21 protein-coding genes are annotated in these 26,776 nt (G+C 72.9%); 4 read left to right on the top strand and 17 right to left on the bottom strand.

Annotation, left to right across the window (positions count from 1 at the left end):
• Positions 1-2 precede the first annotated feature (2 nt).
• Both AC6I72_RS21430 and AC6I72_RS21425 read right to left on the bottom strand, forming a co-directional pair.
• Positions 3-341 carry a P-II family nitrogen regulator gene (locus AC6I72_RS21430; protein ID WP_037854343.1) on the bottom strand — a complete coding sequence of 113 codons (339 nt, stop codon included), beginning with the start codon at positions 339-341 and terminating at the stop codon, positions 3-5.
• Positions 338-1,651 carry an ammonium transporter gene (locus AC6I72_RS21425; protein WP_498004761.1) on the bottom strand — a complete coding sequence of 438 codons (1,314 nt, stop codon included), beginning with the start codon at positions 1,649-1,651 and terminating at the stop codon, positions 338-340. Before AC6I72_RS21425 ends, AC6I72_RS21430 begins: the two co-directional genes overlap by 4 nt.
• A gap of 227 nt (positions 1,652-1,878) precedes the next feature.
• On the opposite strand from AC6I72_RS21425, the gene era reads away from it, so the two are divergent.
• Positions 1,879-2,832: a GTPase Era gene (era, locus tag AC6I72_RS21420; RefSeq protein ID WP_498002726.1), complete on the top strand. Its 954-nt coding sequence runs from the start codon at positions 1,879-1,881 to the stop codon at positions 2,830-2,832.
• Between the two features lie 117 nt (positions 2,833-2,949).
• Here the strand turns inward: era and AC6I72_RS21415 are convergent, their stop codons facing one another.
• The 11 genes from AC6I72_RS21415 to hrcA all read right to left on the bottom strand — a co-directional run bounded on the left by AC6I72_RS21415 (position 2,950) and on the right by hrcA (position 17,090).
• The gene (locus tag AC6I72_RS21415; protein WP_498002725.1) at positions 2,950-5,064 is read right to left on the bottom strand and encodes a glycoside hydrolase family 31 protein; all 2,115 of its coding nucleotides are present in this window, start codon (positions 5,062-5,064) and stop codon (positions 2,950-2,952) included.
• A gap of 144 nt (positions 5,065-5,208) precedes the next feature.
• Positions 5,209-6,285, bottom strand: a complete 1,077-nt coding sequence (locus AC6I72_RS21410; RefSeq protein WP_498004760.1) for a carbohydrate kinase family protein — start codon at positions 6,283-6,285, stop codon at positions 5,209-5,211.
• A 403-nt stretch (positions 6,286-6,688) separates the two neighbouring features.
• Positions 6,689-7,681, bottom strand: coding sequence for an adenosine deaminase (locus tag AC6I72_RS21405; RefSeq protein ID WP_498002723.1), 993 nt, complete (start codon positions 7,679-7,681; stop codon positions 6,689-6,691).
• 20 nt (positions 7,682-7,701) lie between these two features.
• The gene (locus tag AC6I72_RS21400) at positions 7,702-8,607 is read right to left on the bottom strand and encodes a ribonuclease Z (protein WP_498002721.1); all 906 of its coding nucleotides are present in this window, start codon (positions 8,605-8,607) and stop codon (positions 7,702-7,704) included.
• Positions 8,608-8,613: 6 nt separating this feature from the next.
• Positions 8,614-8,967, bottom strand: coding sequence for a histidine triad nucleotide-binding protein (locus AC6I72_RS21395; RefSeq protein ID WP_498002720.1), 354 nt, complete (start codon positions 8,965-8,967; stop codon positions 8,614-8,616).
• Positions 8,968-9,063: 96 nt separating this feature from the next.
• Positions 9,064-12,282, bottom strand: a complete 3,219-nt coding sequence (locus AC6I72_RS21390) for a S41 family peptidase (RefSeq protein WP_498002719.1) — start codon at positions 12,280-12,282, stop codon at positions 9,064-9,066.
• A gap of 246 nt (positions 12,283-12,528) precedes the next feature.
• Entirely contained in the window at positions 12,529-12,921 is a 393-nt protein-coding gene (locus AC6I72_RS21385; RefSeq protein ID WP_498002718.1) for a VOC family protein, read from the bottom strand.
• Positions 12,922-12,942: 21 nt separating this feature from the next.
• Positions 12,943-13,680 (bottom strand): 16S rRNA (uracil(1498)-N(3))-methyltransferase, encoded by a 738-nt coding sequence (locus AC6I72_RS21380; RefSeq protein WP_498002717.1) that lies wholly within the window; start codon positions 13,678-13,680, stop codon positions 12,943-12,945.
• On the bottom strand, positions 13,677-14,816 hold the full coding sequence (locus tag AC6I72_RS21375; RefSeq protein WP_498002715.1) for a nitronate monooxygenase: 1,140 nt from the start codon (positions 14,814-14,816) through the stop codon (positions 13,677-13,679). The genes AC6I72_RS21380 and AC6I72_RS21375 overlap by 4 nt, the downstream gene beginning before the upstream one ends.
• A gap of 120 nt (positions 14,817-14,936) precedes the next feature.
• The gene (gene dnaJ, locus AC6I72_RS21370; protein ID WP_037854366.1) at positions 14,937-16,073 is read right to left on the bottom strand and encodes a molecular chaperone DnaJ; all 1,137 of its coding nucleotides are present in this window, start codon (positions 16,071-16,073) and stop codon (positions 14,937-14,939) included.
• On the bottom strand, positions 16,074-17,090 hold the full coding sequence (gene hrcA, locus AC6I72_RS21365; RefSeq protein WP_498002714.1) for a heat-inducible transcriptional repressor HrcA: 1,017 nt from the start codon (positions 17,088-17,090) through the stop codon (positions 16,074-16,076).
• A 136-nt stretch (positions 17,091-17,226) separates the two neighbouring features.
• On the opposite strand from hrcA, the gene AC6I72_RS21360 reads away from it, so the two are divergent.
• Positions 17,227-17,973 (top strand): MBL fold metallo-hydrolase, encoded by a 747-nt coding sequence (locus tag AC6I72_RS21360; protein ID WP_498002713.1) that lies wholly within the window; start codon positions 17,227-17,229, stop codon positions 17,971-17,973.
• 32 nt (positions 17,974-18,005) lie between these two features.
• Entirely contained in the window at positions 18,006-18,812 is an 807-nt protein-coding gene (locus AC6I72_RS21355; protein ID WP_498002712.1) for a DUF3097 domain-containing protein, read from the top strand.
• A gap of 20 nt (positions 18,813-18,832) precedes the next feature.
• On the opposite strand, the gene hemW is transcribed toward AC6I72_RS21355, so the two are convergent.
• The 4 genes from hemW to lepA all read right to left on the bottom strand — a co-directional run bounded on the left by hemW (position 18,833) and on the right by lepA (position 26,205).
• A complete protein-coding gene (hemW, locus tag AC6I72_RS21350) occupies positions 18,833-20,065 on the bottom strand; it encodes a radical SAM family heme chaperone HemW (RefSeq protein ID WP_498002711.1) in 1,233 nt (410 codons plus the stop codon).
• 61 nt (positions 20,066-20,126) lie between these two features.
• Positions 20,127-22,049 (bottom strand): SpoIIE family protein phosphatase, encoded by a 1,923-nt coding sequence (locus AC6I72_RS21345; protein WP_498002710.1) that lies wholly within the window; start codon positions 22,047-22,049, stop codon positions 20,127-20,129.
• Positions 22,050-22,182: 133 nt separating this feature from the next.
• Positions 22,183-24,063: an AMP-dependent synthetase/ligase gene (locus AC6I72_RS21340; RefSeq protein ID WP_498002708.1), complete on the bottom strand. Its 1,881-nt coding sequence runs from the start codon at positions 24,061-24,063 to the stop codon at positions 22,183-22,185.
• Positions 24,064-24,336: 273 nt separating this feature from the next.
• Positions 24,337-26,205: a translation elongation factor 4 gene (lepA, locus tag AC6I72_RS21335; protein ID WP_498002707.1), complete on the bottom strand. Its 1,869-nt coding sequence runs from the start codon at positions 26,203-26,205 to the stop codon at positions 24,337-24,339.
• 221 nt (positions 26,206-26,426) lie between these two features.
• On the opposite strand from lepA, the gene rpsT reads away from it, so the two are divergent.
• Entirely contained in the window at positions 26,427-26,693 is a 267-nt protein-coding gene (rpsT, locus tag AC6I72_RS21330; protein ID WP_133041041.1) for a 30S ribosomal protein S20, read from the top strand.
• Positions 26,694-26,776 lie beyond the last annotated feature (83 nt).

The following is a 26,776-nucleotide window of genomic DNA, read 5'->3' as shown; positions in this document are numbered from 1 at the left end:
GCTCAGAGCGCGTCCGGGCCGCGTTCGCCGGTCCGGACGCGTACGACCGTCTCGACGGGCACGGCCCACACCTTGCCGTCGCCGATCTTCCCGGTCCGCGCGGCGCGGACCACGGCGTCGACGACCGCTTCCGCGTCGGCGTCCTCGACGACCACCTCGATACGGACCTTGGGCACGAGGTCGACGCGGTACTCGGCGCCCCGGTACACCTCCGTGTGGCCGCGCTGACGGCCGTAGCCGCTCGCCTCGGTCACGGTCAGCCCGTGCACGCCCATCTCCTGGAGCGCGGTCTTGACCTCGTCGAGACGGTACGGCTTGACGATCGCGGTGATGAGCTTCATGCCTGGTGGCCGGCCTTCCGGGCGGAGGAGGGGACGGGGGACGCGCCGACGGGGGCGCCGTGCCCGAGGACCCCGTGATCGTAGGCCGTCTCGGCGTGCACCGTGAGGTCGAGACCGGTGTGCTCCTGCTCCTCGCTCGCCCGCAGGCCGAGGACCTTGTCGAGGAGCTTGCCCAGGCCGTACGTCGTCGCGAAGGCGTACGCCGCCACGGCCGCCACCGCCAGCGTCTGCCTGCCCAGCGGGGCGAGCCCGCCGCCGTACAGGAGTCCGTCCGTGCCGCCGGTCATCGCCTTGCGCGCGAACAGGCCGATGAGCAGGGTGCCGACGACCCCGCCGACCAGGTGGACGCCGACGACGTCCAGGGAGTCGTCGTAGTTCAGCCTGAACTTCCAGCTCACCGCGTACGAGCACAGGCAGCCCGCGGCGAGGCCGACGGCCAGGGCGCCGGGCAGGGAGACCGTGCCGCAGGACGGGGTGATCGCGACCAGGCCCGCGACCGCGCCCGAGGCGGCGCCCAGGGTGGTGGGGTGCCCGTCGCGCTTGTTCTCCACCAGCAGCCAGCCGAGCAGGCCGGTGCAGCCGGCGGCGAGGGTGTTGAGGAAGACGGCCGCCGCCAGGCCGTTGGCGCCCATCGCGGACCCCGCGTTGAACCCGAACCAGCCGAACCAGAGCAGACCGGCGCCCAGCATCACCATGGGCAGGTTGTGCGGGCGCATCGCGTCCTTCTTGAAGCCGAGGCGCGGGCCGAGGACCAGGCAGAGCGCGAGTCCGGAGGCGCCGGAGGTGATCTCGACGGGGAGGCCGCCGGCGAAGTCGAGCGCGCCGAGGCCCTGCCCGATCCAGCCGCCCGGACCCCACACCCAGTGCGTCACCGGAACGTATACGAGCAGCGTCCACACCGGCACCAGGACCAGCCAGGCACCGAACTTCGTACGGTCGGCGACCGCACCGCTGATCAGCGCGGCCGTGATGATCGCGAAGGTGAGCTGGAAGGTGGCGAACAGGAGCGTGGGGACGGTGCCGTGGACGTCGGCCGGGCCGATGCCCGCGAGGCCGGCCTCGCGCAGACCGCCGATCAGGCCGCCGGCCGTGTCGCCGCCGAAGGCGAGGGAGTAGCCGCAGACCAGCCAGACCACGGTGACCAGGGCGATCGACACGAAACTCATCATCAGCATGTTCAGCACGCTCTTGGTGCGCACCATGCCGCCGTAGAAGAGGGCGAGGCCCGGGGTCATGAGGAGGACCAGGGCGGTGGCGGCCAGCAGCCAGGCGGTGTCGCCGGTGTCGATGCGGGGGGCAGCCAGGTTCACGGTGGTCACTGCGGTCACGGCGTCTCCAACGCGGGCGGGGGCTCGTCAGAGGGTCACCGCTGTGCGTTTCCGGTCGCGTACGGGTGTGTTTCCGTGACGTTTCGTATGGTGTCGTCGCTGGTGCGGGGATGCCGGCCGGCGCGCGCCGGGGCCGCGGTGAGGCCTGGCGGGGGCGGCCGCGGGCCGGGCGTGCGGCGGGGCGTCGTGGATCAGGGACAATGGGCGCCATGAGCGTTCGTACCCAGTCATCCGAGCAGTCCGCCGAGGCTGCCCACCGGGCCGGCTTCGCCTGTTTCGTGGGCCGCCCCAACGCGGGCAAGTCCACCCTCACGAACGCTCTGGTCGGGCAGAAGGTGGCGATCACCTCCAACCGGCCGCAGACGACCCGGCACACCGTGCGCGGCATCGTGCACCGGCCGGACGCGCAGCTGATCCTGGTGGACACGCCCGGACTGCACAAGCCGCGGACGCTGCTGGGCGAGCGGCTGAACGACGTGGTGCGGGCGACGTGGGCCGAGGTCGACGTGATCGGCTTCTGCCTGCCGGCCGACCAGAAGATCGGGCCCGGTGACCGGTTCATCGCCAAGGAGCTGGCGGGGATCAAGAGGACGCCGAAGGTCGCGATCGTCACGAAGACGGACCTGGTGGACTCCAAGGCGCTCGCCGAGCAGCTGATCGCGATCGACCAGCTCGGCAAGGAGCTGGGGATCGAGTGGGCCGAGATCGTGCCGGTGTCGGCGACCGGCGGCGAGCAGGTGGAACTGCTCGCCGATCTGCTGATCCCGCTGCTGCCAGAGGGGCCCGCGCTGTATCCCGAGGGGGATCTGACCGACGAGCCCGAGCAGGTGATGGTGGCCGAGCTGATCCGTGAGGCGGCGCTGGAGGGGGTGCGGGACGAGCTGCCGCACTCCATCGCCGTGGTCGTCGAGGAGATGCTGCCGCGCGAGGACCGGCCGGCGGACAAGCCGCTGCTGGACATCCACGCGAACGTCTTCATCGAGCGGCCCAGCCAGAAGGGGATCATCATCGGGCCGAAGGGCAAGCGGCTGAAAGAGGTCGGGATCAAGTCCCGCAAGCAGATCGAGGCGCTGCTGGGGACGCCGGTCTTCCTCGACCTGCACGTGAAGGTGGCGAAGGACTGGCAGCGGGACCCGAAGCAGCTGCGGCGACTGGGGTTCTGAGAGCCGCTTCGCCCGCGCGCCCGCCCGGCACGGCGGGCCGGAACCCCCGCCACGGTGCCCCGCACGAACGGGCCGGCCGTCCCGGAGGGAGCGGCCGGCCCGTCGGCGGCAGGGAGGTCAGCGCAGGGCCCGCAGGGCCTTTTCCGCTCCCTTCGCGCCGAGCTTCACGAAGACCGGGGCCGTGCCCAGCGGGGTGGCGTAGGACGTCAGGGTGCGGTTGCCGTGGACGGTCCTGGCGTGGGCCACGTCGTACCAGGTGCCCGGGGGCAGGTGGACGGTGCGGGTGGGGGCGTCGGTGAGCTGGGGGGCCGCCAGGACCGCCGGGCCCAGCATCCACTCGTCGGTGATCGTGTACGCGGCCTTGTCCTTCGGGAAGTCGAAGAACAGGGGGCGCATGATCGGGTCGCCGGTGCGCAGGGTGGCCTGGACCTGGTCCCAGATGTAGGGGGCGAGGCGGCCGTGGCGGGCGATCGCGGCCCGGTAGAGGTCGATGGTCTCCTGGTCGTAGACCACCTTCTTGCCGGTGGTGGGGTCGTTCGTGTCGACGGGTGACGTGGACGCGTACATCAGGGGCATCAGGGACGCCGACTGCGCCCAGCGGACCAGGACCTGCTTGCTGGGGGCCGGCTGGCCGAGGGAGCCGCCGATCATGTCGGTGGTGACGAAGGGGTAGCCGATGGTGGAGATGGCCAGGTTCTGGCTGACGGAGGCCCGCAGGGAGTTCCAGCCGGTGCCCTTGTCCTCCTGCCGGGTGACGAATCCGGCCCGGTGGGCGGTGCTGTCCCAGTGGACGCGGATGCCGACGCCCTGGAGGTCGTACTCGTCGGCGAGCTGGGCGCCGAGCCGCTGGTAGTCGGTGGGCTTGTAGCCCTCGTGCGGGGCGCACTTCTCGTCGATGAAGCGGGTGTCGAACTTCAGGCCGTCGATGCCGTAGGTGCTCATGAGGGACTTCAGGCGGCCCTCGTACCAGGCCTTGGCGTCCGGATCGGCGAGGTCGACGATGCCCGCCGTGCCGTTCCACCAGGTGACCGTGCAGGGCTTGCCGGGGTCGGCGGCGGACTTGAGCAGGTAGCCGTGGTCGGCGGCGTAACGGTACTGGTCGGAGTCGAGGTTGATCCACAGGGTGACCCAGAGGCCGAAGTCGAAGCCGAGGTCGTGGATCTTCCGCGACATGGCCCTGGGGTCCGGGTAGGCCTTCGCGTCGAAGGTCATGTTCCCGTAGTTCGACTCCCACTTGTCGTCGAGCTGGAGCGTGTGGCCCTTGACGCCGTTGTCGTGCAGGTCCTGCGCATAGTCGAGGAGTTTCGCCTGGTCGACGTGGGTGTAGAACTGCGCCCAGGAGTTCCAGACGGGCTCGGCGTACTGCCGGTAGGTGGCGTCGCTCTTCGCCGGCCTGCCGACGATGCCGATGTAGTCGCGGTAGACGTCCAGCGGCGTGGACTCGACGAAGACGGTCGCCTTGTACGGGTCGGCGGACTCGATGTCGAAGCGGCCGAGGCCGTCCTTGCCCTGGTTGACGGCGACGTCCATGACGTGGCCGGTGTCCACGCGCAGTCCGGTGGCGCGCGAGGTGTACCAGAAGGGGTCGACCATGTAGTACGAGGCGGGGCCGAAGGCCGAGTGGACCACCTGGCCGCTGTCGAGGGGCCAGGGCTGGTCGGTGCCGGGGCCGCCCGCCGGGGTCTGGGCCTCGCCGTGGCCGTACCAGTGGCCGGCGGAGGAGAGGTCGTAGGCGATGCCGAGGCGGTCGGGGGCGGCCTGGCCGGTGACCCGCCAGTCGAGCTGGTAGCGGTCGGCGGCGGGGGTGATCCGGGCCTGGACCGTGGTGCCGGGTGCCGTCGTCGCCGCGGTGAGGGTGAGGGTGCCGCCGTGCCAGGTCCAGCCGGTCACGCGGGTGGCGTGCTGCCAGGCGCCGGCGGTGCGGAAGCGCAGGGCGCCCGTCCCGGCGGGGGCCGTGGCCAGGACGGTCTCCCCCGAGCGGCGGGTGGTGAGGGAGAGTTGACCGGTCGTCACCTGGAGGCGGTAGCCGGGAGCGGTGCGGCTGCGCGGGACGGTCAGGTCCACCTCGCCCGGAGACGTGGTGAGGCGGGGCGCGGGCGTGCCGGGGGCGGCCTGGGCCCGGTCCTGCGCGGTGAGTCCGACGGGGAGGGCGAGGCTCAGGGCGAGGGCGGCGAGGAGCACCCTGGGCCGGCGCGAGGGTTTGCGTGACGGTGTGCCTGCTGGTCTGCGCACGACGCATGTCCTTCGACGGAGGGTCAGGAGGGAGCCATGGGTCAGGAAGTGCGGTACTCGTGCAAAAACATGCTTGATCCTGCCGCTCATTGAGCAGCAAACGTCATCTGTCTGTCAATGGCGTCTGCCCTCGCCCGGCGCCCGTCACACGGACCGGCCGAAGCCGATGGTGGGCACGGCCCGGCGCCGGGGCCACGGCTCGACGCACGCACGGGGCAGCAGCCGCTCCAGGAAGGCGTACCGCCGCAGGGCCGCCGGGTCCTGGCCGGGCACCGACTGGACCCGGCGCCACCAGGCCGCGATCTCCGACCAGCCCGGCGCCGACAGGGAGCCGCCGAACTCCTGTACCGACAGCGCGGCGGTGAGCCCGGCGAAGGCGAGCCGGTCGGCCAGCGGCCAGCCGGCCAGGGTGCCGGTGACGAACCCGGCGACGAAGACGTCACCCGCGCCCGTGGGGTCCAGGGCCTCGACCGCGATGGCGGGCACCTCGGCGCTCTCCCCCGTGCGCCGGTCGACCGCGTAGGCGCCCTCCGCCCCCAGGGTGACCACCGCGACCGGGACGAAGGCGGTCAGCGCGTGCGCGGCGGTGCGCGGGCAGTCGGTGCGCGTGTAGCGCATCGCCTCCTCGGCGTTGGGCAGGAACGCCTCGCAGTGCTCCAGGTCGGCGAGGCCAGCCAGATCCCAGGCACCGGTGTCGTCCCAGCCGACGTCCCCGAAGACGCGGGTGCCCTTGTGGGCGGCCTCCGCGATCCAGGGCTCGGGCCTGCCGGGGGTCAGGGAGGCGACCGCGGCCCGCGCGGGCGGCAGCCGGAGGGGCCCGCCGTCCTGGAGCAGCACGTCCTCCGGCGGGGGTTCGTGGCCGTGCGAGACCATCGTGCGCTCGCCCTCGTACGCCATGGAGACGGTGACCGGGGAGTGCCAGCCGGGGACCGTGCGCGAGGGCGAGAGATCGATGCCCTCGCCCTGTTCCAGCGCGTCCCAGCAGTACTCCCCGTAGTGGTCGTCGCCGAAGGCGGCCGCGAGGGAGGTGCGCAGACCGAGGCGGGCCAGGGCGGTCGCCATGTTGGCCACACCGCCCGGGCTCGACCCCATCCCGCGCGCCCAGGACTCCGTCCCGCGCACCGGGGCCGAGTCGAGGCCGGTGAAGATGATGTCGAGGAAGACCGTTCCCGTGAGGTAGACGTCCCAGGGCGGGTCGTCCACCGTGCGCAGCGCGGCCAGCGGGTCGACCTGGGGCGCGGCGGGGGCGTGGGCCGCCCCGACGACGTACTCCCGGTCCCGCGGGTACTCGCGGTCCTCGGGGGACTCCTGCGCCCCCGGACACCCCTGCTGCTCCGGACACCCCTGCTGCTCCGGACACCCCTGCTGCTCCGGAGGTCCCTGCTGCTCCGGACGTCCCTGCTGCTCCGGGTGCCCCTGCTGCTCCCGGCGCTGCGGGCGCTCCCGGCTCTCCTGCTGTTCCGGTCCTTCTCCGGCGGGCGTGCTGGACGCGGTCACGGTGCGCTCCCCTGGCATGGTGCGGATCAGGCCAGTGTGCACCACCGCGCCCACCGGGCGGGGCCGTCACGCCGGGTGCGGCGGGACCCTGGGAAGTCCGGCCGCCTCCCCGGCGCGGGCGCGCGCCTCAAGAGAACTCGTACGCCTCGACCTCGGCGAGGTAGCGCTGGCGGCGCTCCTCGTCGTGCTCCAGGAAGGAGGCGAGGAAGGAGTTGCGGGCCAGTTCGCGCAGCCGGTCCTCGCCCAGGCCGAGGGCGCGGTGCACGGCGTCGAAGTTGTCGCCCGCGTAGCCGCCGAAGTAGGCCGGGTCGTCGGAGTTGACCGTGCACACGAGGCCCGCGTCCAGCATGGCGGGCAGCGGGTGGTCGGCGAGGGTGTCGACGGTGCGCAGCCGGACGTTGGACAGCGGGCACAGCGTCAGCGGGATCCGGTCGCGCACGAGGCGTTCGACCAGCGCGGGATCCTCCATGCAGCGCAGGCCGTGGTCGACGCGCTCGACGCCGAGCACGTCCAGGGCCTCGGTGATGTACTGCGGCGGCCCCTCCTCCCCCGCGTGCGCCACGCGCCGCAGCCCGAGGGCGGCGGCGGCCTCGTACACCTCGCGGAACTTCGCCGGCGGATGCCCGACCTCGGCCGAGTCGAGCCCGACGCCGACGATCCGGTCGAGGTACGGCCTGGCCGCCTCCAGCGTGGCCAGGGCCGATTCGGCGGACTCGTCGCGCAGGAAGCACAGGATCAGCTGGGTGGAGACGCCGTGCCGCTGCGCGCTGCGGCCGAGCGACCGCCACAGCCCCTCGACGACCGTGCCCATCTCCACGCCGCGCGCGAGGTGGGCCTGCGGGTCGAAGAAGATCTCCGCGTGCCGCACGCCCTGCGCGGCGGCCCGCGCGAGGTAGGCGTCGGCGAGGTCCGCGAAGTCCTGCTCGGTGCGCAGGACGGCCATCAGCTCGTAGTACAGGTTCAGGAAGGACTGGAGGTCCGCGAACCGGTAGGCCTCGCGGAGGGCGTCGGTGTCCTCGTACGGCAGCTTCACGCCGTTGCGCGCGGCCAGCTCGAAGGCCAGCTCGGGCTCCAGGGTGCCTTCGATGTGGAGGTGCAGTTCAGCTTTGGGCAGGGGCATCAGAGAATCGTACGGCTCTTTCACCGACGTTTCGGAACCGGCACCCGCAGCAGGTCGTGGGCCACGGTCAGCTCGCCCTCGAACCCGGCCGCGCGTGCCTGCCGTTCGAACGCGTCGGGTTCGGTGTAGCGCTGGCTGAAGTGGGTGAGCACGAGGTGGCGTACGCCCGCGTCCCGGGCCACCCGGGCGGCCTGGGCGGCGGTCAGGTGGCCGTGCTCGACGGCGAGCGGTTCGTCCTCGTCGAGGAAGGTCGACTCGATGACCAGCAGGTCGCAGCCCTCGGCGAGCGCGTGCACGCCCTCGCACAGCCGGGTGTCCATGACGAACGCGAACCGCTGCCCGCGCCGCACCTCACTCACCGCCTCCAGGGGCACCCCGCGGAGGGAGCCCTCGTGCTGGATCCGGCCCACGTCGGGGCCCTTGATGCCGTGCGCGGCGAGCCGGTCGGGCAGCATCCGGCGCCCGTCAGGTTCGACGAGCCGGTAGCCGAAGGACTCCACCGGGTGGGAGAGCCGGCGGGCTTCCAGGGTGTAGGCCGGGGTCACCGCGAGGACGCCGTCGGCGTCGACCGGGGCCTCGGTGAGGGCGACCGTCTCGCGGTAGGCGGTGGCGTACCGGAGGCGGTCGAAGAAGCGCTTGCCCGAGCGCGGGTAGTGCGCGGTGACCTCGTGCGGGACCCGGTCGAGGTTGATCCGCTGGATCACTCCGGCCAGGCCCAGGCTGTGGTCGCCGTGGAAGTGGGTGACGCAGATCCGGTTCAGGTCGTGGGCGGCGACGCCGGCGCGCAGCATCTGTCGCTGGGTGCCCTCGCCGGGGTCGAACAGGATGCCCTCGCCGTCCCAGCGCAGCAGGTAGCCGTTGTGGTTGCGGTGCCGGGTCGGTACCTGGCTGGCGGTGCCGAGGACGACGAGTTCACGGACGGACACGGCTCCCTACCCGGGGGGCCACTGCAGGCCGCGGCCGCCGAGGACGTGCGCGTGGGCGTGCCAGACGGTCTGGCCGGCGCCGGAGCCGGTGTTGAAGACGGTGCGGTAGCTCTCCAGCTTCTCGTCGTCGGCGACGGCCTGCGTCTCGCGCAGCACGTCGGCGGCGAGCTGCGGGGCGCCCGCGGCGAGGGCGGCGGCGTCCTTGTAGTGCGCCTTGGGGATCACCAGGATGTGGGTGGGCGCCTGGGGGTTGATGTCGCGGAAGGCGACGGTCGTCTCCGTCTCGCGGACGACGGTCGCGGGGACGTGACCCGCGACGATCTTGCAGAACAGGCAGTCGTCCTGGGGTTCCCCTGCCATGCGCGTGCGCTCCTTCGGGCCGGTGAGCTGGTACGGGGCATCGTAGTCGGTCGGCCGCGGGCCGGTGGGCGGCCGGCCCGCGGTCCGGACGGGGCGTCAGGCGGGCAGGTCCGGCGCTGTCTTGGCGGGGCTGGATTCCAGGGCCTCCAGGGCCAGCCTGATCGCCTCGTCCAGTTGCGGGTCGCGGCCCGCCGCGTGGTCCTGCGGGCGCTGGACGACCTCGACGTCGGGGTCCACGCCGTGGTTCTCCACGCCCCAGCCGTAACCCTCCAGCCAGAACGCGTACTTGGGCTGGGTGATCTGGGTGCCGTCGACCAGGCGGTAGCGGCTGTCGATGCCGATGACGCCGCCCCAGGTGCGGGTGCCGACGACCGGTCCGATGCCCAGCGCCTTGATGGCCGCGTTGACGATGTCGCCGTCGGAGCCGGAGAACTCGTTGGCCACGGCGACGACCGGACCGCGCGGCGCGTCCCGCGGGTAGCTCTCCGGCCGCATGCCGCGCGGCAGGTCCCAGCCGACGATGCGCCGGGCCAGTTTCTCCACGACGAGCTGGGAGGTGTGCCCGCCGCGGTTCTCCCGCACGTCCACGACCAGGCCCTCGCGGGCCACCTCGACGCGCAGGTCGCGGTGGATCTGCGCCCAGCCGGGCGCCTGCATGTCGGGGACGTGCAGGTAGCCCAGCCGGCCGCCGGACTTCTCGTGGACGTAGGCGCGGCGGTCGGAGACCCAGGCGTGGTAGCGCAGCGGCTCCTCGTCGGCGAGGGGCACCACGACGGCGTGCCGCGCCTCCCCGCCGCCGGCGGGCGAGATCGTCAGCTCGACGGGCTTGCCGGCCGTGCCGACCAGCAGCGGGCCGGGGCCGGTCACCGGGTCGACCGGCCGGCCGGCGACCGCGGTGACGGCGTCCCCGGCGCGGACCGCGACGCCGGGCGCGGCGAGCGGGCTGCGCGCGTTCGGGTCGGACGTCTCCGAGGGCAGGATCCGGTCGATGCGCCAGCTCCCGTCCTCGTGCCGGGAGAGGTCCGCGCCGAGCAGGCCCTGGCGGGCGCCGTCGCCGAAGGCGCCGAACGGGGTGACGTAGGCGTGCGAGGTGCCGAGTTCGCCGTGCACCTCCCAGAGCAGGTCCACGAGGTCGTCGTGGGTGGCGACGCGGTCCAGGACGGGCCGGTAGCGGTCGAGGACGCCGTCCCAGTCGACGCCGTTCATGTCGGCCCGCCAGAAGTGGTCCCGCATGATGCGGCCGGTCTCCTCGTACATCTGCCGCCACTCGGCGGCCGGGTCGACCGTCTGGCGCACCCGGCCCAGGTCGACGGTGATGTTGGAGTCGCTGTCCTCGTCGCCGGAGGCGCGCCGGTCGCTGGGGACGACCCTGAGTTTGCCGTCGGACCACAGCAGGACGCGCTTGCCGTCGCCGCTGACCTCGAAGTGGTCGGCGTCGGCGGCGAGGTGCTCGATGCGCTGCTGGGCGAGGTCGTAGCGTTCCAGCTCGGTCTTCGGGTCCGGGTCCTCGGGGGTGGCGCGGGAGGCTCCGAGCACGCCGGTCACCGGGTGGCGCAGCCACAGCACGCCGTCGCGGGCGGCGCGCAGGTTGGAGTAGCGGGCGGCCTCGACCGGGAAGGGCACGATCCGGTCGGCGAGGCCTTCGAGGTCGATCCGGGTGGCCGGGGTGCCCTCGCCCTCGGGGGTCTCGTCCTTGTCGGCGGACTCGAAGGGGCGGCCGTGGCGCTGCGGCCCGAACGGGGACGGTGTGGTCGCGGCCAGGGTGATCAGGTGCGGGCGGGAACTCTCCACGAACGCCAGGTCGAAGACGTGCTCGTCGTAGACCGGGTCGAAGGAGCGGTGGGAGAGGAAGGCGAGGTGCTTGCCGTCCAGGGTGAACGCGGGCGCGTAGTCCTGGAAGCGCAGGGGGGTGGCCTCGGTGACCGACAGGTCGGTGGTGTTGGCCAGGCGGAGCTGGCTGAGCGGGCTCGGGCCCGGGTGGGACCAGGCGATCCAGGCCGAGTCGGGCGAGAAGGCGATGCCGGTGACGTCGCCGTTGTCGCTGCGGTCCACCTCGCGGACCTCGCCGGTCTCGCGTTCGACGAGGAGCAGCCGGCCGTCGTGGGAGGCGACGGCGGCGCGGCTGCCGTCGGGGGCCATGGCCAGTTCCAGGACCCGGCCGAGCTGTCCGGCGGCGAGGCGGCGCGGGGTGGCGCCGGGGGCGAGGCCGGTGGCGGGCGCGAACTCCAGGGCGTCCTCGCCCTCGGCGTCGGTCACCCACGCCACCCACTCCTCGCCGTCGGCGCGGAAGGTGCGCGGCAGCCGGGTGCGGACGCCGGGTTCGGCGGCCAGCGCGCGGGCCGGGCCCGAGCGGTGGGTGACCCAGTGGACGGCGCCGCGGACGGCGACGGCGCTGCCGCGGGCGGTGTGGTCGGGGGCGGCGGACCCGAACCAGCGGCCGGCGTTGACCGGGTGGGGCTGGAGGTCGACGCGCGGTCCGCCGAGCCGGATGTCGAGGCGGCGCGGTTCGGCGCCGTCCAGGTCGTCCAGGAGCCAGAGTTCACCGGCGCTCGCGTACACGACCCGGGTGCCGTCGGTGGCGGCGTGCCGGGCGTAGAAGCCGTCCAGAGGAGTGTGGCGGCGCAGTTCGGAGCCGTCGGCCCGGGAGGAGTACAGCGCGCCGGTGCCCTCGTGGTCGGAGAGGAAGGCGACCCTGTCCCCCACCCACAGCGGGTACTCGAGGTTGCCGTCCAGGTCTTCGTGCAGCCGTACGAACTCGCCGGTGTCCTCCGGGTCGATCCACAGCTTCCCGGCCGTGCCGCCCCGGTACCGCTTCCACCAGGCCGCCTCCCGGCCCATGGTCGCGGACAGCAGTACGGTGTGCGGCCCGTACGCGACGGCACCGACCGGGCCGTAGGGCAGGACGGCGGCCTCCGAGCCGTCCAGCGGGACGGCGCGGGCCCAGGTGCGGCGCAGGCTGGCCTGGCCCTGGGTGCTGATCGCGAGGACTTCGCCGCCGGGCGTCCAGCCCCGCACCTGGGTGCGCCAGCTGCCCCAGTGGGTGAGGCGCTCGGCGGGCCCGCCGTCGACCGGCGCGACGTGCACCTCGGGGGCGCCGTCACGGGTGGAGGTCCAGGCGACGGTGGTGCCGTCGGGCGAGATGCGCGGGTGGTTCACCGGCACGTTGTCGCCGCTGACCCGCCAGGCCCGCCCGCCGTCCAGCGGCGCGAGCCACACGTCGTCCTCGGCGGTGAAGGCGACCAACTCCCCGTGCAGGTGCGGAAAACGGAGGTAGGCGGACGGTACGGTCGATGCGGAGGATGCGGACTGAGTCACCCGATCACCCTACGCAGGGCCCGCGGTCACGGACAGGGGAACGGATCACTTCGGTGATCACTTCGCGCTCCGCCCGGCCCGCCGCTGACCGCGCGTCGTACCGCTGCGGCCGGGGCCGGCGCCCGCCGTCCGCCCGGCAGGTGCCGGAACCGTCTCGATGCCCCCATGCCCGGCAGGGTGTCACCGGTCCGCCGTGGGCGGTGGAGCGCATACGGCCACCTGTGCGCCGTGCGTGCCCGCGCGCGGTCAGGAGCGCGGCCGCAGCCACTCCTGGAGTTCCACCAGGTTGCCCTCCGGGTCCTTCAGGTGGGCGACGCGCATCCGGTCCGTCAGGGGGGCCGGGCCGTGCAGCAGCGTGGCGCCGCGGCCGGTGATCTCCGCGCAGCAGGCGTCCAGGTCGTCCACCCGCAGCACCACCAGGGAGCGGTGCCCGCCGGCGGTGTCGCCCAGCTCGTCCAGCACCTGTGCCATCATCGCCCGGTCCTGGAGGGCGATGCCCGCGGACCCGGTGGCGGGGCTGAACTTCTCGTACGGCCCCTGCGCCGCGCCGGACTGCGGCTCGAGGCCGAGCACGTCGGCGTAGAAGCGGTAGGAGGCGGCGAAGTCGGTGACGAGGAGCCGTACTTGGGTGAGTTCCACGGTGTTTCCCCCCTGGCGCGGTCAGGACCAGCGGCCCGTGCGGCCCAGGAGCAGGGCCGCGGCGGCGGTGCCGGCGGTCGATGTACGCAACACAGTAGGCCCGAGGACGTAGGGCCCGGCGCCGGCCTCCGCGAACAGCGCCAACTCCTCGGGGGAGACGCCGCCTTCGGGTCCCACGACCAGCACGATCTCTCCCCGGGCAGGGAGGTGGGCGGTGGCCAGCCGCTCCCGGCCACTCTCGTGGAGCACGGCGGCGAAGTCCGCTTCGGCGAGGAGCGCGGCGACCTGCTTGGTCGTCGCGGCGTCCGCGACCTCGGGGAAGCGGACGCGGCGCGACTGCTTGCCGGCCTCGCGGGCGGTGGCCCGCCACTTGCCGAGCGCCTTGAGTCCCCGCTCACCCTTCCACTGGGTGATGCAGCGGGAGGCGGCCCAGGGCACGATCGCGTCGACACCGACCTCCGTCATGGTCTCCACGGCCAGTTCACCGCGGTCACCCTTGGGGAGGGCCTGGACGACGGTGATCCGGGGTGAGGGCGGGGCTTCCTCGCTCACCGGGCCCAGCTGCACGACGAGCCGGTCCTTGCCCTCGGTGGCGCTCACCTCGCCCTCGGCCCACCGTCCGGCGCCGTCCGTGAGCACGACCCGCTCGCCGGGCTGCAGCCGCTTCACCGAGACGGCGTGCCGCCCCTCGGCGCCGTCCAGCACGAACTGGCCCGGGCCGTCCTCCAGCCGGCCGGCCACGAACACGGGTGCGGTCATCGCGCATCGCCTCCCCTGCGCGAACCGGCCGCCGACTCCCGCCGGGCGGCGTCCAGTTCGGCCGCCAGCACCTCGACCAGCTCGCCCGCGGGCAGTGCGCGGGCCTGGCGGTGGCCCTGGCCCGCCCACAGCGCCATGCCCTGCGGGTCGCCGGCCTTCGCGGCGGCCTTGCGCAGCGGCGAGGTGAGGTGGTGGACCTCGGGGTAGGCGGCGGGCGCGTACGGGCCGTGTTCGCGTACGAAGCGGTTGACCAGGGCACGGGCGGGCCGCCCGGAGAACGCGCGGGTCAGCTCGGTGTGCGGGAAGACGGGGTCGGTCAGGGCCTGCTTGTGCAGGGCGTGCGCCCCGGACTCGGGGGTGGCGAGGAACGCCGTGCCGAGTTGCGCGGCGCTCGCTCCGGCCGCGAGGACGGCGGCGATCTGGCTGCCGCGCATGATGCCGCCGGCGGCGACGACCGGCAGGTCCACGGCCTCGCGGATCTGCGTGACCAGGGAGAGCACGCCGATGCCGGCGCCGTCGTTCTCCGGCCGGTCGCGGTGGGTGCCCTGGTGGCCGCCCGCCTCCACTCCCTGGGCGATCACCGCGTCCGCGCCCGCCCGCGCCACGGCCAGCGCCTCGTCGACGGTGGTCGCGGTGGCCAGGACGTACGTGCCGACACGGTGCAGGGAGTCGATGACCTGGCGGGTGGGGACGCCGAAGTGGAAGGAGACCACGGGGACCGGGTCGTCGAGCAGGACGGCGAGTTTGACCTCGTAGCCGTCGTCGCGCCCGCACTCGGGGTCGCCCAGCTCCGTCTCGTACCAGGTGGCCTCACCGGCCAGCTGCTGCGCGTAGAGGTCCACGGCGCCGGACGGGGGCGCGGCGTAGGCCGTCTTGGCGGAGCCGGTGCCCGCACCGGGGTGCTCCGGCTGGGGCATGAAGACGTTCACCCCGAAGGGGCGGCCGGTCAGCCCGCGCATCTGCTTGATCTCCTGGTACATGCCGTCCGCCGTCTTGTACCCGGCCGCCAGGAAGCCCAGCCCGCCGGCCTCGGACACCGCGGCGGCGAGCTGCGGCCCCGCCGGGCCGCCCGCCATCGGAGCCTGCACGATCGGACGGGGGAAGAGATCGGTCAGCGCGGACAATGCGGAGGACATGACCGCATGGTGTCACGTCCCGCGTACGGCTCCGAATCCGGGCGTCCGCCTGCACGTGCCGGAGGCGGCCACCGGCGTCGGTGGCCGCCTCCGGTGCGGCCGCAGGGCGTTCAGCCGGCCTCAGCGGCCGTTGAACGCGTCCTTCAACCGGGAGAAAAGGCCCTGCTGCCCGGGCTGGAACTGCCCCTGGGGGCGCTCCTCGCCGCGCAGTTCGGCCAGCTCCCGCAGCAGGCGCTCCTGCTCCGGGTCGAGCTTGGTGGGGGTCTGGACCTCGACGTGGACGATGAGGTCGCCCCGGCCGCCGCCGCGCAGGTGCGTGACGCCGCGGCCGTGCAGCGGGATCGACTGGCCGGACTGCGTGCCGGGCCGGATGTCGACCTCCTCCATGCCGTCCAGCGTCTCCAGCGGCACCTTGGTGCCGAGGGCCGCCGCGGTCATCGGGATGGTGACCGTGCAGTGCAGGTCGTCGCCGCGGCGCTGGAACGTGGCGTGCGGCAGCTCGTGGATCTCGACGTAGAGGTCACCGGCCGGGCCGCCGCCGGGACCGACCTCGCCCTCGCCCGCGAGCTGGATCCGCGTGCCGTTGTCCACACCGGCCGGGATCTTCACCGTCAGCGTGCGGCGGGCGCGGATGCGGCCGTCGCCGGCGCACTCCGGGCACGGGGTGGGCACGACGGTGCCGAAGCCCTGGCACTGCGGGCAGGGCCGGGAGGTCATGACCTGGCCCAGGAAGGACCGGGTGACCTGCGAGACCTCGCCGCGGCCGCGGCACATGTCACACGTCTGCGCGGTGGTGCCGGGCGCGGCGCCCTCGCCGTTGCAGGTGGTGCACACGACGGCCGTGTCGACCTGGATGTCCTTCGTCGTGCCGAAGGCCGCCTCGTCCAGCTCGACCTCGAGCCGGATCATGGCGTCCTGGCCGCGCCGGGTGCGCGAGCGCGGCCCGCGCTGCGACGCCGTGCCGAAGAACGCGTCCATGATGTCGGAGAAGTTGCCGAAGGAACCGGCACCGAAGCCGCCCGCGCCGGCCCCGCCGGACTGCGAGAGCGGGTCGCCGCCGAGGTCGTAGACCTGCTTCTTCTGCGGGTCCGACAGCACCTCGTAGGCGGCGTTGATCTCCTTGAACCGCTCCTGGGTCTTCGGGTCCGGGTTGACGTCCGGGTGGAGCTCGCGCGCGAGCCGCCGGAACGCCTTCTTGATCTCATCCTGCGACGCGTCGCGGCGCACGCCGAGAACGGCGTAGTAGTCCGTGGCCACTTACGACTCCGCCAGGATCTGTCCGACGTACCGTGCCACTGCGCGTACCGCTCCCATCGTTCCCGGGTAGTCCATGCGGGTCGGTCCGACCACGCCGAGCTTGGCGACTGCCTCGCCGCCCGAACCGTAGCCCACCGACACGATGGACGTGGAGTTGAGTCCTTCGTAGGCGTTCTCGTGACCGATGCGCACGGTCATGCCCGGATCCTGTGTCTCACCGAGCAGCTTCAGCAGGACGACCTGCTCCTCCAGCGCCTCCAGAACGGGCCGGATGGTGAGGGGGAAGTCGTGGGGGAAGCGGGTCAGATTGGCGGTGCCGCCGATCATCAGCCGCTCCTCGTTCTCCTCGACGAGGGTCTCCAGGAGGGCGGAGAGCACGGTGGCGACCGTCCCCCGGTCCTCCACGTCGAAGCCGTCGGCGAGATCCTCCACCAGGTGCGGCACGTCCGTGAAGCGGCGGCCCGCGACCCGGCTGTTCAGCCGCGCCCGCAGGTCCGCCACGGACGTCTCGCCGAACGGCGCCGGGCAGTCGATCATCCGCTGCTCGACCCGCCCGGTGTCCGTGATCAGCACGAGCATCACCCGCGCGGGCGCGAGCGAGAGCAGTTCCACGTGCCGGACGGTCGAACGGGTCAGCGAGGGGTACTGCACCACGGCCACCTGCCGGGTCAGCTGCGCCAGCAGCCGCACCGTGCGGGCCACCACGTCGTCGAGGTCGACCGCGCCGTCGAGGAAGTTCTGGATGGCGCGCCGCTCGGGCGCGGTCATCGGCTTGACCCCGGCGAGCTTGTCGACGAAGAGGCGGTACCCCTTGTCGGTGGGGATGCGGCCGGCGCTGGTGTGCGGCTGGGCGATGAAGCCCTCGTCCTCCAGGGCGGCCATGTCGTTGCGGACGGTGGCCGGTGAGACGCCGAGGTTGTGCCGCTCGGTGAGGGCCTTGGACCCCACCGGCTCCTCGGTGCCGACGTAGTCCTGGACGATGGCACGCAGCACCTGCAGCCTTCGCTCGCTGAGCATCGCGCACACCTCCAGAGTCGTCACTCGGTTCCCGCCTGGCACTCGGCGCATACGAGTGCCAGCATCCCCCGGCCCAGTGTACGGCCGTCGGGTACACCGGGGGCAAGACTGGTCCGCGCAACGCTAGCGTCCGGGTATGACGGTGACTTGGGAAGACCTGGGGTGGGAGCGGCTGGCCGAGGGCGTGGGCCGGGTGCGGCTGCCGGTGTGGGACTGCACGGCCGCACTGGTCGTCGGGGACGGTGCCGTGCTGTGGGTGGACCCGGGGGCGTCCGTCGCGGAGGGCGCGCGGTTGCGTGCGCGGGCACGCGAGATCACGGGCGGCCGTGTGACTCTTCTCGCGCTCACGCACCTGCACTTCGACCACGTCTTCGGGGCGGCGGCCTTCGAGGGGGCGGCCGAGGTCTTCGCCGCAGAGGGGGCGGGCGCGGTGCTCGGCGACGCGCGCGAGCGCGCGGAGCTGCGCGCGGACGCGGTGCGCCAGGGGCTGGACGCGCGGGCGGCCGAGGAGGCCGCCGCGGCCCTGGTGCGGCCCGGCCGCGAGGTCCGCGACCGGCTGACCGTCCCGCTGGGCGGCGGCCGGGAGGTGCTGCTGGCGAACGTGGGCCCGGGGCACACCGCGCACGACCTCGCCGTGGTGGTGCCCGGTGAGGGACCGGGCCGGGGGCCGGTGGTCTTCTGCGGTGACCTGGTCGAGGAGTCCGGCGAACCGCAGGCGGGCCCGGACGCCGTGGTCGAGCGGTGGCCGGCCGCTCTGGACCGGCTGCTGGAGCTGGGCGGCGAGGACGCGCTGTACGTCCCCGGGCACGGCGCGGCGGTCGACGCGGCCTTCGTCCGGGCCCAGCGGGACGCGCTGGCCGAGCGCTTCGGCGTGTCGCGCTGATCACCGCCCCGGATCTCCCTATCGTCACTCGAATGCGCCAGTACTCCGCCGACCTGACCCCGCCCTGGAAGAAGAAGTCCCAGCCGGTGCCGGAGGTCGCGGCCGAGCCGGGCCTGGTCGTCGAGGAACCGGTGACCGGATTCTGCGGGGCGGTGATCCGCTGCGAGGCGGGCACGGTGACCCTGGAGGACCGTTTCGGCAAGCACCGCGCCTTCCCGCTCCAGCCGCGCGGCTTCCTGCTGGAGGGGCGGCCGGTGACGCTGGTGAGGCCCGCCGCCGGTCCGGTACGGCCCACCCGCACGGCCTCCGGTTCGGTCGCCGTGCCCGGCGCACGCGCGCGCGTGGCCCGCGCCGGCCGCATCTACGTGGAGGGCCGGCACGACGCCGAGCTGGTCGAGAAGGTGTGGGGCGACGACCTGCGCATCGAGGGCGTCGTCGTGGAGTACCTGGAGGGCGTCGACGACCTCCCCTCGATCGTCGCCGAGTTCGCGCCCGGCCCGGACGCCCGCCTCGGCGTCCTCGTCGACCACCTCGTCCCGGGCAGCAAGGAGTGGCGCATCGCCGGGTCGGTGACCAGCGAGCACGCCCTGGTCGTCGGCCATCCGTACATCGACGTCTGGGAGGCCGTGAAGCCGGCCTCCCTCGGCATCGGGTCCTGGCCCCGGATCCCGCACGGCCAGGACTGGAAGAAGGGCGTCTGCCGCGCGCTGGGCTGGCCGGAGAACACAGGCGCCGCCTGGCAGCAGATCCTCGCGCGGGTGCGCTCGTACAAGGACCTGGAGCCGGAGCTGCTGGGCCGGGTCGAGCAGCTGATCGATTTCGTGACGGAACCCGCGTAGCTCCCCCGGCCCGGCGCGCCTCAGTCCACCAGGTCCCGCACCACCGCGTCCGCCAGAAGCCGCCCGCGCAGGGTGAGCACGGCGCGTCCGGCGTCGTACGGGCCCTGCTCCAGGAGCCCGTCGGACAGCGCGCGCCGGGAGGCGGCCAGGCCCTGCGGACGCAGCAGGGAGAGCGGCGCGCCCTCCTTGAGCCGCAGCTCCAGCAGGATCCGCTCCACCCGGCGGTCCTCCTCGGTGAGCAGTTCGCGCCCGGCGCCCGGGGAGCGGCCCTGGGCCAGGGCGGCGGCGTACGCGCCGGGGTGCTTGACGTTCCACCAGCGCACGCCGCCGACGTGGCTGTGCGCGCCGGGGCCCGCGCCCCACCAGTCCGCGCCGCGCCAGTACAGCTCGTTGTGCAGGCAGCGGCCCGCCTCGGAGGTGGCCCAGTTGGACACCTCGTACCAGTCGAAGCCCGCCGCGGACAGCGTCTCCTCGGCGATCAGGTACCGGTCGGCGTGCACGTCGTCGTCGGTCATGGGGACCTCGCCGCGGCGGATCCGGCGGGCGAGCCGGGTGCCCTCCTCGACGATCAGCGCGTAGGCGGAGACGTGGTCGGGGCCCGCGCCGAGGGCCGCGTCCAGGGAGGCGCGCCAGTCGTCGTCGGACTCGCCGGGCGTGCCGTAGATCAGGTCCAGGTTGACGTGCGCGAAACCGGCCGCGCGGGCCTCGGCGACGCAGGCCTCGGGGCGGCCGGGGGTGTGGGTGCGGTCGAGGATCTTCAGCACGTGCTGCCGGGCGCTCTGCATGCCGAAGGAGATCCGGTTGAAGCCGCCCTCCCGCAGGGCCGCCAGGTACGCCGGGCCGACCGACTCGGGGTTGGCCTCGGTGGTGACCTCCGCGTCGGGGGCCAGACCGAACTCGTCGCGGACCGCCGCCAGCATCCGTACGAGGTCGTCGGCGGCGAGCAGCGTGGGCGTGCCGCCGCCGACGAAGACCGTACGGACCTGGCGCGGGTCGTCGCCGAGGACCTTGCGGGCCAGCCGCACCTCCTCGACGAGGGCCGCCGCGTAGTTGTCGCGGGAGGCGAGCACACCGCCGGTGCCGCGCAGCTCGGTGGCGGTGTAGGTGTTGAAGTCGCAGTAGCCGCAGCGGGTGGCGCAGTAGGGCACGTGCAGGTAGAACCCGAGGGGCCGGCCGGCGGCCCCGGCGAGCGCGGACGCGGGCAGCGCGCCGTCGGCGGGGACGGGCTCGCCGTCGGGGAGTGCGGAAGGCATGCCTTCCATTGTCCAGTACGGCCGTCCTTACCGTGCCGGGAGCACGAGGAGGGCCGGCTCGTCACTGTGCCTGGAGCACGAGGAGGGCCAGGTCGTCCTCGGGCGGGCGCTCGCCGAACTCGTGCACGAGCTGCCGGATGCGTTCGGCGATCAGGCCGGCGTCGAGGCCCGCGCAGCCGGCGAGGGCGGCGGCGAGCCCGTCGCCGTCGTCGAACTGGCGGGAGCCGGAGCGCCGCTCGGTGACCCCGTCGGTGACGCACAGGAGGGTGTCGCCGGGCACCAGCTCGAAGCTCTCGCACAGGTACGTCTCGTCCTCGATGACGCCGAGCAGCGTCTGCGGGCGGGCGACCGTCCGGACGCCGCCGTCGCGGGCGAGCACCAGCGGCAGCGGGTGACCGGCGCAGGCCAGGGTGCAGCGCACACCGCCCTCGAAGGGCGCCAGCTCGCCGTAGAGCAGGGACAGGAAGCGGGTCTGCGGGGCGTCGCCGGGCGCGACGGGGCCCACCAGGGCGCGGGCCGCCGCGTCGGCGGCCTCGGTGGCGTCGTCGAGGAGGAGCTGGTTGAGGCGGTCGAGGACGTCGGCGACGCCGTACCCCTCGCGGGCCAGCAGCCGCAGCCATGGCCGGGCGAGGCCGATGACCACGGCGGCCTCCGGACCCTTGCCCTGGACGTCGCCGATGGCGAAGCACCAGCGGCCGTCACCGGCCGGGAAGAGGTCGTAGAAGTCGCCGCTCGGGCCGCCCTGGTCGCACGGTTCGTAGACGAGGGCGCTGCGCATGCCGGGGATCTCGGCGACCGCGCCGGGCAGCAGTCCGCGCTGGAGCACGGCGCTGATGGTGGCCTGGCGGGCGTACTGCCGGGCCGCGCCGATGCCGAGCGCGACCCGCCTGCTGAGATCCTCCACCAGGCCGGTGATCTCGTCGGGGAAGCGGAGCAGCCCGGCCCGGCCGATGACGAGCGTGCCGAGCGGGCGGCCGCCCGCGACCAGCCGGTAGGCGAGCGCGGCTCCGTCCGCGGCGTGCGGGCCGAGCGCCTCGCCGGGCCACGGGTAGGGGACGGGACCGGAACTCAGCACGTCGTCGGCCGGGCGCGGCGGGTCCTTCTCCAGGGCGCGGCGCAGCTCCTCGAGGTGGTTCTCGCTGACGTGCCAGACGCGGGCGAGGCGCGGGCCGGGCGCGCCGGTGGCGTCGTGCCACAGGCCGCGTGCCGTGGACTCGTCCTCCAGCCAGACCGCGCACCAGTCGGCCAGCCGGGGGACGACGAGCTGGCCGGTGAGCGCGGCGACGAGGTCCTCGTCGAGCTGCCCGGCGAGCAGGTCGGACGCCTCCGCGAGGAAGGACAGCGCGCCGCGGCCCAGCCATTCGCGGTCGCGTTCGGCGCGCTGGGGCGCGGGGGCGAGGATCTCGGCGACGCCGAGCCAGGGCGCGGCGTCCTGCCCGGCGGCCTCGGCGCTCCCCTCGTCGCCCGCGTCCTTCCCGGCGTCGGCGGACAGCCGCGCCCACACGGTCTTGGCCCCGGCCCGGTAGGTGATGCCCCACTCCTGGGCGAGCGCGGCGACCAGCCGCAGGCCGCGGCCGTACTCGGCGGTCTCGCAGGGCGTCTCCCGACCGGGGCCGTGACCTTGCCCGTGGTCGTGGTCGCGCGGGGCGCGCGAGGGGTGCCGGTCGGTCACCTCGACGACGCACGCGCCGGTCTCCGCCTCCATCCGGCAGGTCAGCTCGGTGTCCGTGCCCGCGTGGACGACGACGTTGGTGACCAGTTCGCTGACGACGACCAGCACCTCGTCGGCGAACCGGTCCGCGACGCCGAGTCCGAGGTCGCGCCATTGCTGGAACCCCGCGCGGACCAGTGCACGGGCGGTGCCCGGCGCCAGCGGGCTGCCGGGCAGCGTGGCGCACACCTCGCCGCCCGCCTGCGCACCCTGCCGCGCGGCCGGCTCACCGGCGCGGGAACCCGTCTCCCGCTGCGTCGGAATGGCCCCCATCTACAGCTCCCCGAGCAATCGGACGATAGGTCGTTCGTTGCCGACAGGGTGACAGACCGGCCGCACTCATAAGCACGGAGTTACCGAACTCGGCCGCCGGGGGCGAGAACTGTGCTACGTGTGAGACACGCCCTCACGCCTCCCGCGCCCCCGCGTACATGTCGTCGATCAGGTGCTTGTACGCGCGCTCCACCACCGGCCGCTTCAGCTTCAGGGACGGGGTGATCTCGCCGTGTTCGACGTCCAGGTCGCGCGGCAGGAGGCGGAACTTCTTGATGGTCTGCCAGCGCTGCAGGCCCTCGTTGAGCTGCTTGACGTAGCCGTCGATCAGCTCGACGGTCTGCGGGGCGGCGACGACCTCGGCGTAGGATCTGCCCCCCAGACCGTTCTCCTCGGCCCACTCCAGGATCGCGGCCTCGTCGAGCGCGATGAGGGCGGTGCAGAAGTTGCGGTCGGCGCCGTGGACCAGGATGTTCGAGACGTACGGGCACACCGCCTTGAACTGGCCCTCGACCTCGGCGGGCGCGATGTACTTGCCGCCGGAGGTCTTGATGAGGTCCTTCTTGCGGTCGGTGATGCGCAGGTAGCCGTCCGGGGACAGCTCGCCGATGTCGCCGGTGTGGAACCAGCCGTCGGACTCCAGCACCTCGCCGGTCTTCTCGGGCAGCTTGTGGTAGCCCTGCATGATGCCGGGGCCGCGCAGCAGGATCTCGCCGTCCTCCGCGATGCGGACCTCCGTGCCGGGCAGCGGCTTGCCGACGGTGCCGGTGCGGTAGGCCTCGCCGGGGTTGACGAAGGAGGCCGCGGAGGACTCGGTGAGGCCGTAGCCCTCCAGGATGTGGACGCCGGCCCCCGCGAAGAAGTAGCCGATCTCGGGAGCGAGGGCGGCGCTGCCCGAGATGCAGGCGCGCAGCCGGCCGCCGAATGCCTCGCGGATCTTGGCGAAGACCAGGGTGTCGGCGACCTTGTGCCGGGCGGCGAGCCCGAAGGGCGCGGAGTGGACGCCGGTGCGCTGGAAGTTGTCCTGCGTGACCTTGGCGTACTCGCGTCCGACCTCGGCCGCCCACTGGAAGATCTTGTACTTGGCGTTGCCGCCGGCGCGGGCCTTGGCGGCGACCCCGTTGTAGACCTTCTCGAAGATGCGCGGCACGGCGGCCATGTAGGTGGGCTGCACGACCGGCAGGTTCTCGATGATCTTGTCGACGCGGCCGTCGACGGCGGTGACGTGCCCGAGTTCGATCTGCCCCGAGGTGAGCACCTTGCCGAAGACGTGGGCGAGCGGCAGCCACAGGTACTGCACGTCGTCGGGGCCGAGCAGGCCGGTGGAGGCGATCGCCTTCGCCATGTACGACCAGTTGTCGTGCGGGAGGCGGACGCCCTTGGGGCGGCCGGTGGTGCCGGAGGTGTAGATGAGGGTGGCGAGCTGGTCCTTGGTGATCGCACCGACCCGCTCCTTGATCAGCTCCGGGTGCTCCTCCAGGTAGGCGGCGCCGCGCTGCTCCAGTTCGGCGAGGGTGAGGACCCAGTCGTCCTCGCCCTTCTCCACGCCCGCCGGGTCGATCACGACGACGTGGTGCAGCTCGGGCAGTTCGGCGCGCCGTGCGACGGCCTTGGCCAGTTGTGCGGCGTTCTCCGCGACGAGCACTCTGCTCTCGGAGTCGGACAGGATGAACGCGGACTCGTCGGCGTTGGTCTGCGGGTACACCGTGGTGGTGGCCGCGCCGGCGCACATGATGCCGAGGTCGGCGAGCACCCACTCCACGCGCGTGGAGGAGGCGAGCGCGACCCGCTCCTCGGGGCGCACCCCCAGATCGATGAGTCCGGCGGCGATGGCGTACACCCGCTCGGCGGCCTGCTCCCAGCTCAGCGAGCGCCACTCGTCCGGGCCCTCGCCGGAGGACGGCGGTACGGGGTAGCGGTAGGCCTCGGCGTCCGGTGTGGCCGCCACACGCTCCAGGAAGAGGGCCGCCACGGACGGCGGACGGTTCTCGATCAGGGTCTGTGCGTCGCTCACGACATCCTCCGGGGCCCGCGGCAGTGCGGCGGCTGGCTCAGGTGCGGCTGGGTTGACTCACGGGTGGTGGTTCGGCGTTGTTTAACTCGCGAGTAACTAGCGAGCAGGCATCAGGGTAAAGGGCGACCGGCCACCGCGTAAGGGGCTGTGGCCTGAGACTTCCCACAGAGCGCTACCACGTGCGTGCGCAGGGGCCCGCCGCACTTTCGTGCGACGGGCCCCTTTTCACCCGGTTCACCGACGCGGCGGACACCCGCCCCGCGGTGCCGCCGGTTACTTCTTGCCCTTGGCCGGCGCCGCGCTGTCATCGCTGGAGAGCACCGCGATGAAGGCCTCCTGCGGAACCTCCACGGAACCCACCATCTTCATGCGCTTCTTGCCCTCCTTCTGCTTCTCCAGCAGCTTCCGCTTGCGGGAGATGTCACCGCCGTAGCACTTGGCGAGGACGTCCTTGCGGATGGCGCGGATGGTCTCGCGGGCGATCACGCGCGAGCCGACGGCCGCCTGCACGGGCACCTCGAAGTTCTGCCGCGGGATCAGCTCCTTGAGCTTGGCGACGAGCCGCACGCCGTACGCGTACGCCTGGTCCCGGTGGGTGATCGCCGAGAAGGCGTCCACCTTGTCGCCGTGCAGCAGGATGTCGACCTTGACGAGGCTCGAGGACTGCTCGCCCGTGGGCTCGTAGTCCAGGGAGGCGTAACCGCGGGTCTTGGACTTCAGCTGGTCGAAGAAGTCGAAGACGATCTCCGCGAGCGGGAGGGTGTAACGGATCTCGACGCGGTCCTCGGACAGGTAGTCCATGCCGAGCAGGGTGCCGCGCCGGGTCTGGCACAGCTCCATGATCGCGCCGATGAACTCGGTGGGCGCGAGGATCGTGGCCCGCACGACCGGCTCGTACACCTCCGCGATCTTCCCCTCGGGGAACTCGCTCGGGTTGGTGACGGTGATCTCCGTGCCGTCCTCCATGATCACGCGGTAGACCACGTTGGGCGCGGTGGCGATCAGGTCGAGGCCGAACTCGCGCTCCAGCCGCTCCCGGATCACGTCCAGGTGGAGCAGGCCGAGGAAGCCGACGCGGAAGCCGAAGCCGAGCGCGGCGGAGGTCTCCGGCTCGTAGACCAGCGCGGCGTCGTTGAGCTGGAGCTTGTCCAGCGCCTCGCGCAGCTCCGGGTAGTCGGAGCCGTCCAGCGGGTACAGCCCGGAGAAGACCATGGGCCTGGGGTCCTTGTACCCGCCGAGCGCCTCGGTGGCGCCCTTGTGCTGGCTGGTGACGGTGTCACCGACCTTGGACTGGCGGACGTCCTTCACACCGGTGATCAGGTAGCCGACCTCGCCGACGCCGAGGCCGTCGGCCGGCAGCATCTCCGGGGAGTTGGTGCCGATCTCCAGCAGCTCGTGCGTGGCGCCGGTGGACATCATCCGGATCCGCTCGCGCTTGTTGAGCTGGCCGTCGATGACACGGACGTACGTCACCACGCCGCGGTAGGAGTCGTAGACCGAGTCGAAGATCATCGCGCGGGCGGGGGCGTCCTTGACACCGACCGGGGCCGGGATCTGGTCGACCACCTTGTCCAGCAGCGCCTCGACGCCGAGACCGGTCTTGGCGGAGACCTTCAGCACGTCGTCGGGGTCGCAGCCGACCAGGTTCGCCAGCTCCTCGGCGAACTTCTCCGGCTGCGCGGCCGGCAGGTCGATCTTGTTGAGGACCGGGATGATCGTGAGGTCGTTCTCCATCGCCAGGTAGAGGTTGGCGAGGGTCTGCGCCTCGATGCCCTGGGCCGCGTCCACCAGGAGGATCGTCCCCTCGCAGGCGGCGAGCGAACGGGACACCTCGTAGGTGAAGTCGACGTGTCCCGGCGTGTCGATCATGTTGAGGATGTGCGTGTTGCCGGGCTCGTGGGTCGGGGCCCACGGCAACCGCACCGCCTGGGACTTGATCGTGATGCCGCGCTCGCGCTCGATGTCCATGCGGTCGAGGTACTGGGCGCGCATCTGCCGCTGCTCGACCACACCGGTCAGCTGCAGCATCCGGTCGGCGAGAGTGGACTTGCCGTGGTCGATGTGCGCGATGATGCAGAAATTGCGGATCAGCGCCGGGTCGGTACGGCTCGGCTCGGGCACATGGCTGGGGGTCGCGGGCACGCAGGGTCCTGATTCTTGAGGCGTCCGCATACGTGTGCTTGTCCGTCTGCGGTCTCGGGTCGGATCGATACGTAGTCTTTCCATGGTCCCATGTCCGGCCGGGACCGGTGCGCCGCGACCGGTTTGGGCGCTGGAACGGGCCGCTGGTAACGTGGGGGGCTGTGTCTCATGCCCTCTAGCGCGAGGCACATCGGAAAATTTTCGAAAGAGAAGGCTCATTCGTGGCGAACATCAAGTCCCAGATCAAGCGGATCAAGACCAACGAGAAGGCTCGGCTGCGCAACAAGGCGGTCAAGTCCTCCCTGAAGACGGCGATCCGCAAGGCCCGCGAGGCCGCTGCCGCGGGTGACGTCGAGAAGGCCACCGAGTACCAGCGCGCTGCCGCGCGCCAGCTCGACAAGGCCGTCTCCAAGGGCGTCATCCACAAGAACCAGGCCGCCAACAAGAAGTCGGCGCTTGCTTCGAAGGTCGCGTCCCTCCAGGGCTGAGTCCCTGACTTGACGCCGGACGGACCCGAGCGGGCCCTCTCTCATCCGCTCCCGCCCGGCCCCCCGGACCCGTGCGCGGCCTG

Source organism: Streptomyces sp. Xyl84 (assembly GCF_059731885.1).
Note: the sequence above shows the minus strand (reverse complement) of the source record. Positions and strands in the feature narration are given on the sequence as shown.

Coding starts and splice junctions, on each gene's coding strand:
- AC6I72_RS21430 (WP_037854343.1), bottom strand. CDS start 341: ATGAAGCTCATCACCGCGATCGTCAAGCCGTACCGTCTCGACGAGGTC.
- era (WP_498002726.1), top strand. CDS start 1,879: ATGAGCGTTCGTACCCAGTCATCCGAGCAGTCCGCCGAGGCTGCCCAC.
- AC6I72_RS21405 (WP_498002723.1), bottom strand. CDS start 7,681: ATGCCCCTGCCCAAAGCTGAACTGCACCTCCACATCGAAGGCACCCTG.
- AC6I72_RS21395 (WP_498002720.1), bottom strand. CDS start 8,967: ATGGCAGGGGAACCCCAGGACGACTGCCTGTTCTGCAAGATCGTCGCG.
- AC6I72_RS21380 (WP_498002717.1), bottom strand. CDS start 13,680: ATGACCGCACCCGTGTTCGTGGCCGGCCGGCTGGAGGACGGCCCGGGC.
- AC6I72_RS21375 (WP_498002715.1), bottom strand. CDS start 14,816: ATGTCCTCCGCATTGTCCGCGCTGACCGATCTCTTCCCCCGTCCGATC.
- hrcA (WP_498002714.1), bottom strand. CDS start 17,090: ATGCTCAGCGAGCGAAGGCTGCAGGTGCTGCGTGCCATCGTCCAGGAC.
- AC6I72_RS21360 (WP_498002713.1), top strand. CDS start 17,227: ATGACGGTGACTTGGGAAGACCTGGGGTGGGAGCGGCTGGCCGAGGGC.
- AC6I72_RS21355 (WP_498002712.1), top strand. CDS start 18,006: ATGCGCCAGTACTCCGCCGACCTGACCCCGCCCTGGAAGAAGAAGTCC.
- hemW (WP_498002711.1), bottom strand. CDS start 20,065: ATGCCTTCCGCACTCCCCGACGGCGAGCCCGTCCCCGCCGACGGCGCG.
- AC6I72_RS21345 (WP_498002710.1), bottom strand. CDS start 22,049: ATGGGGGCCATTCCGACGCAGCGGGAGACGGGTTCCCGCGCCGGTGAG.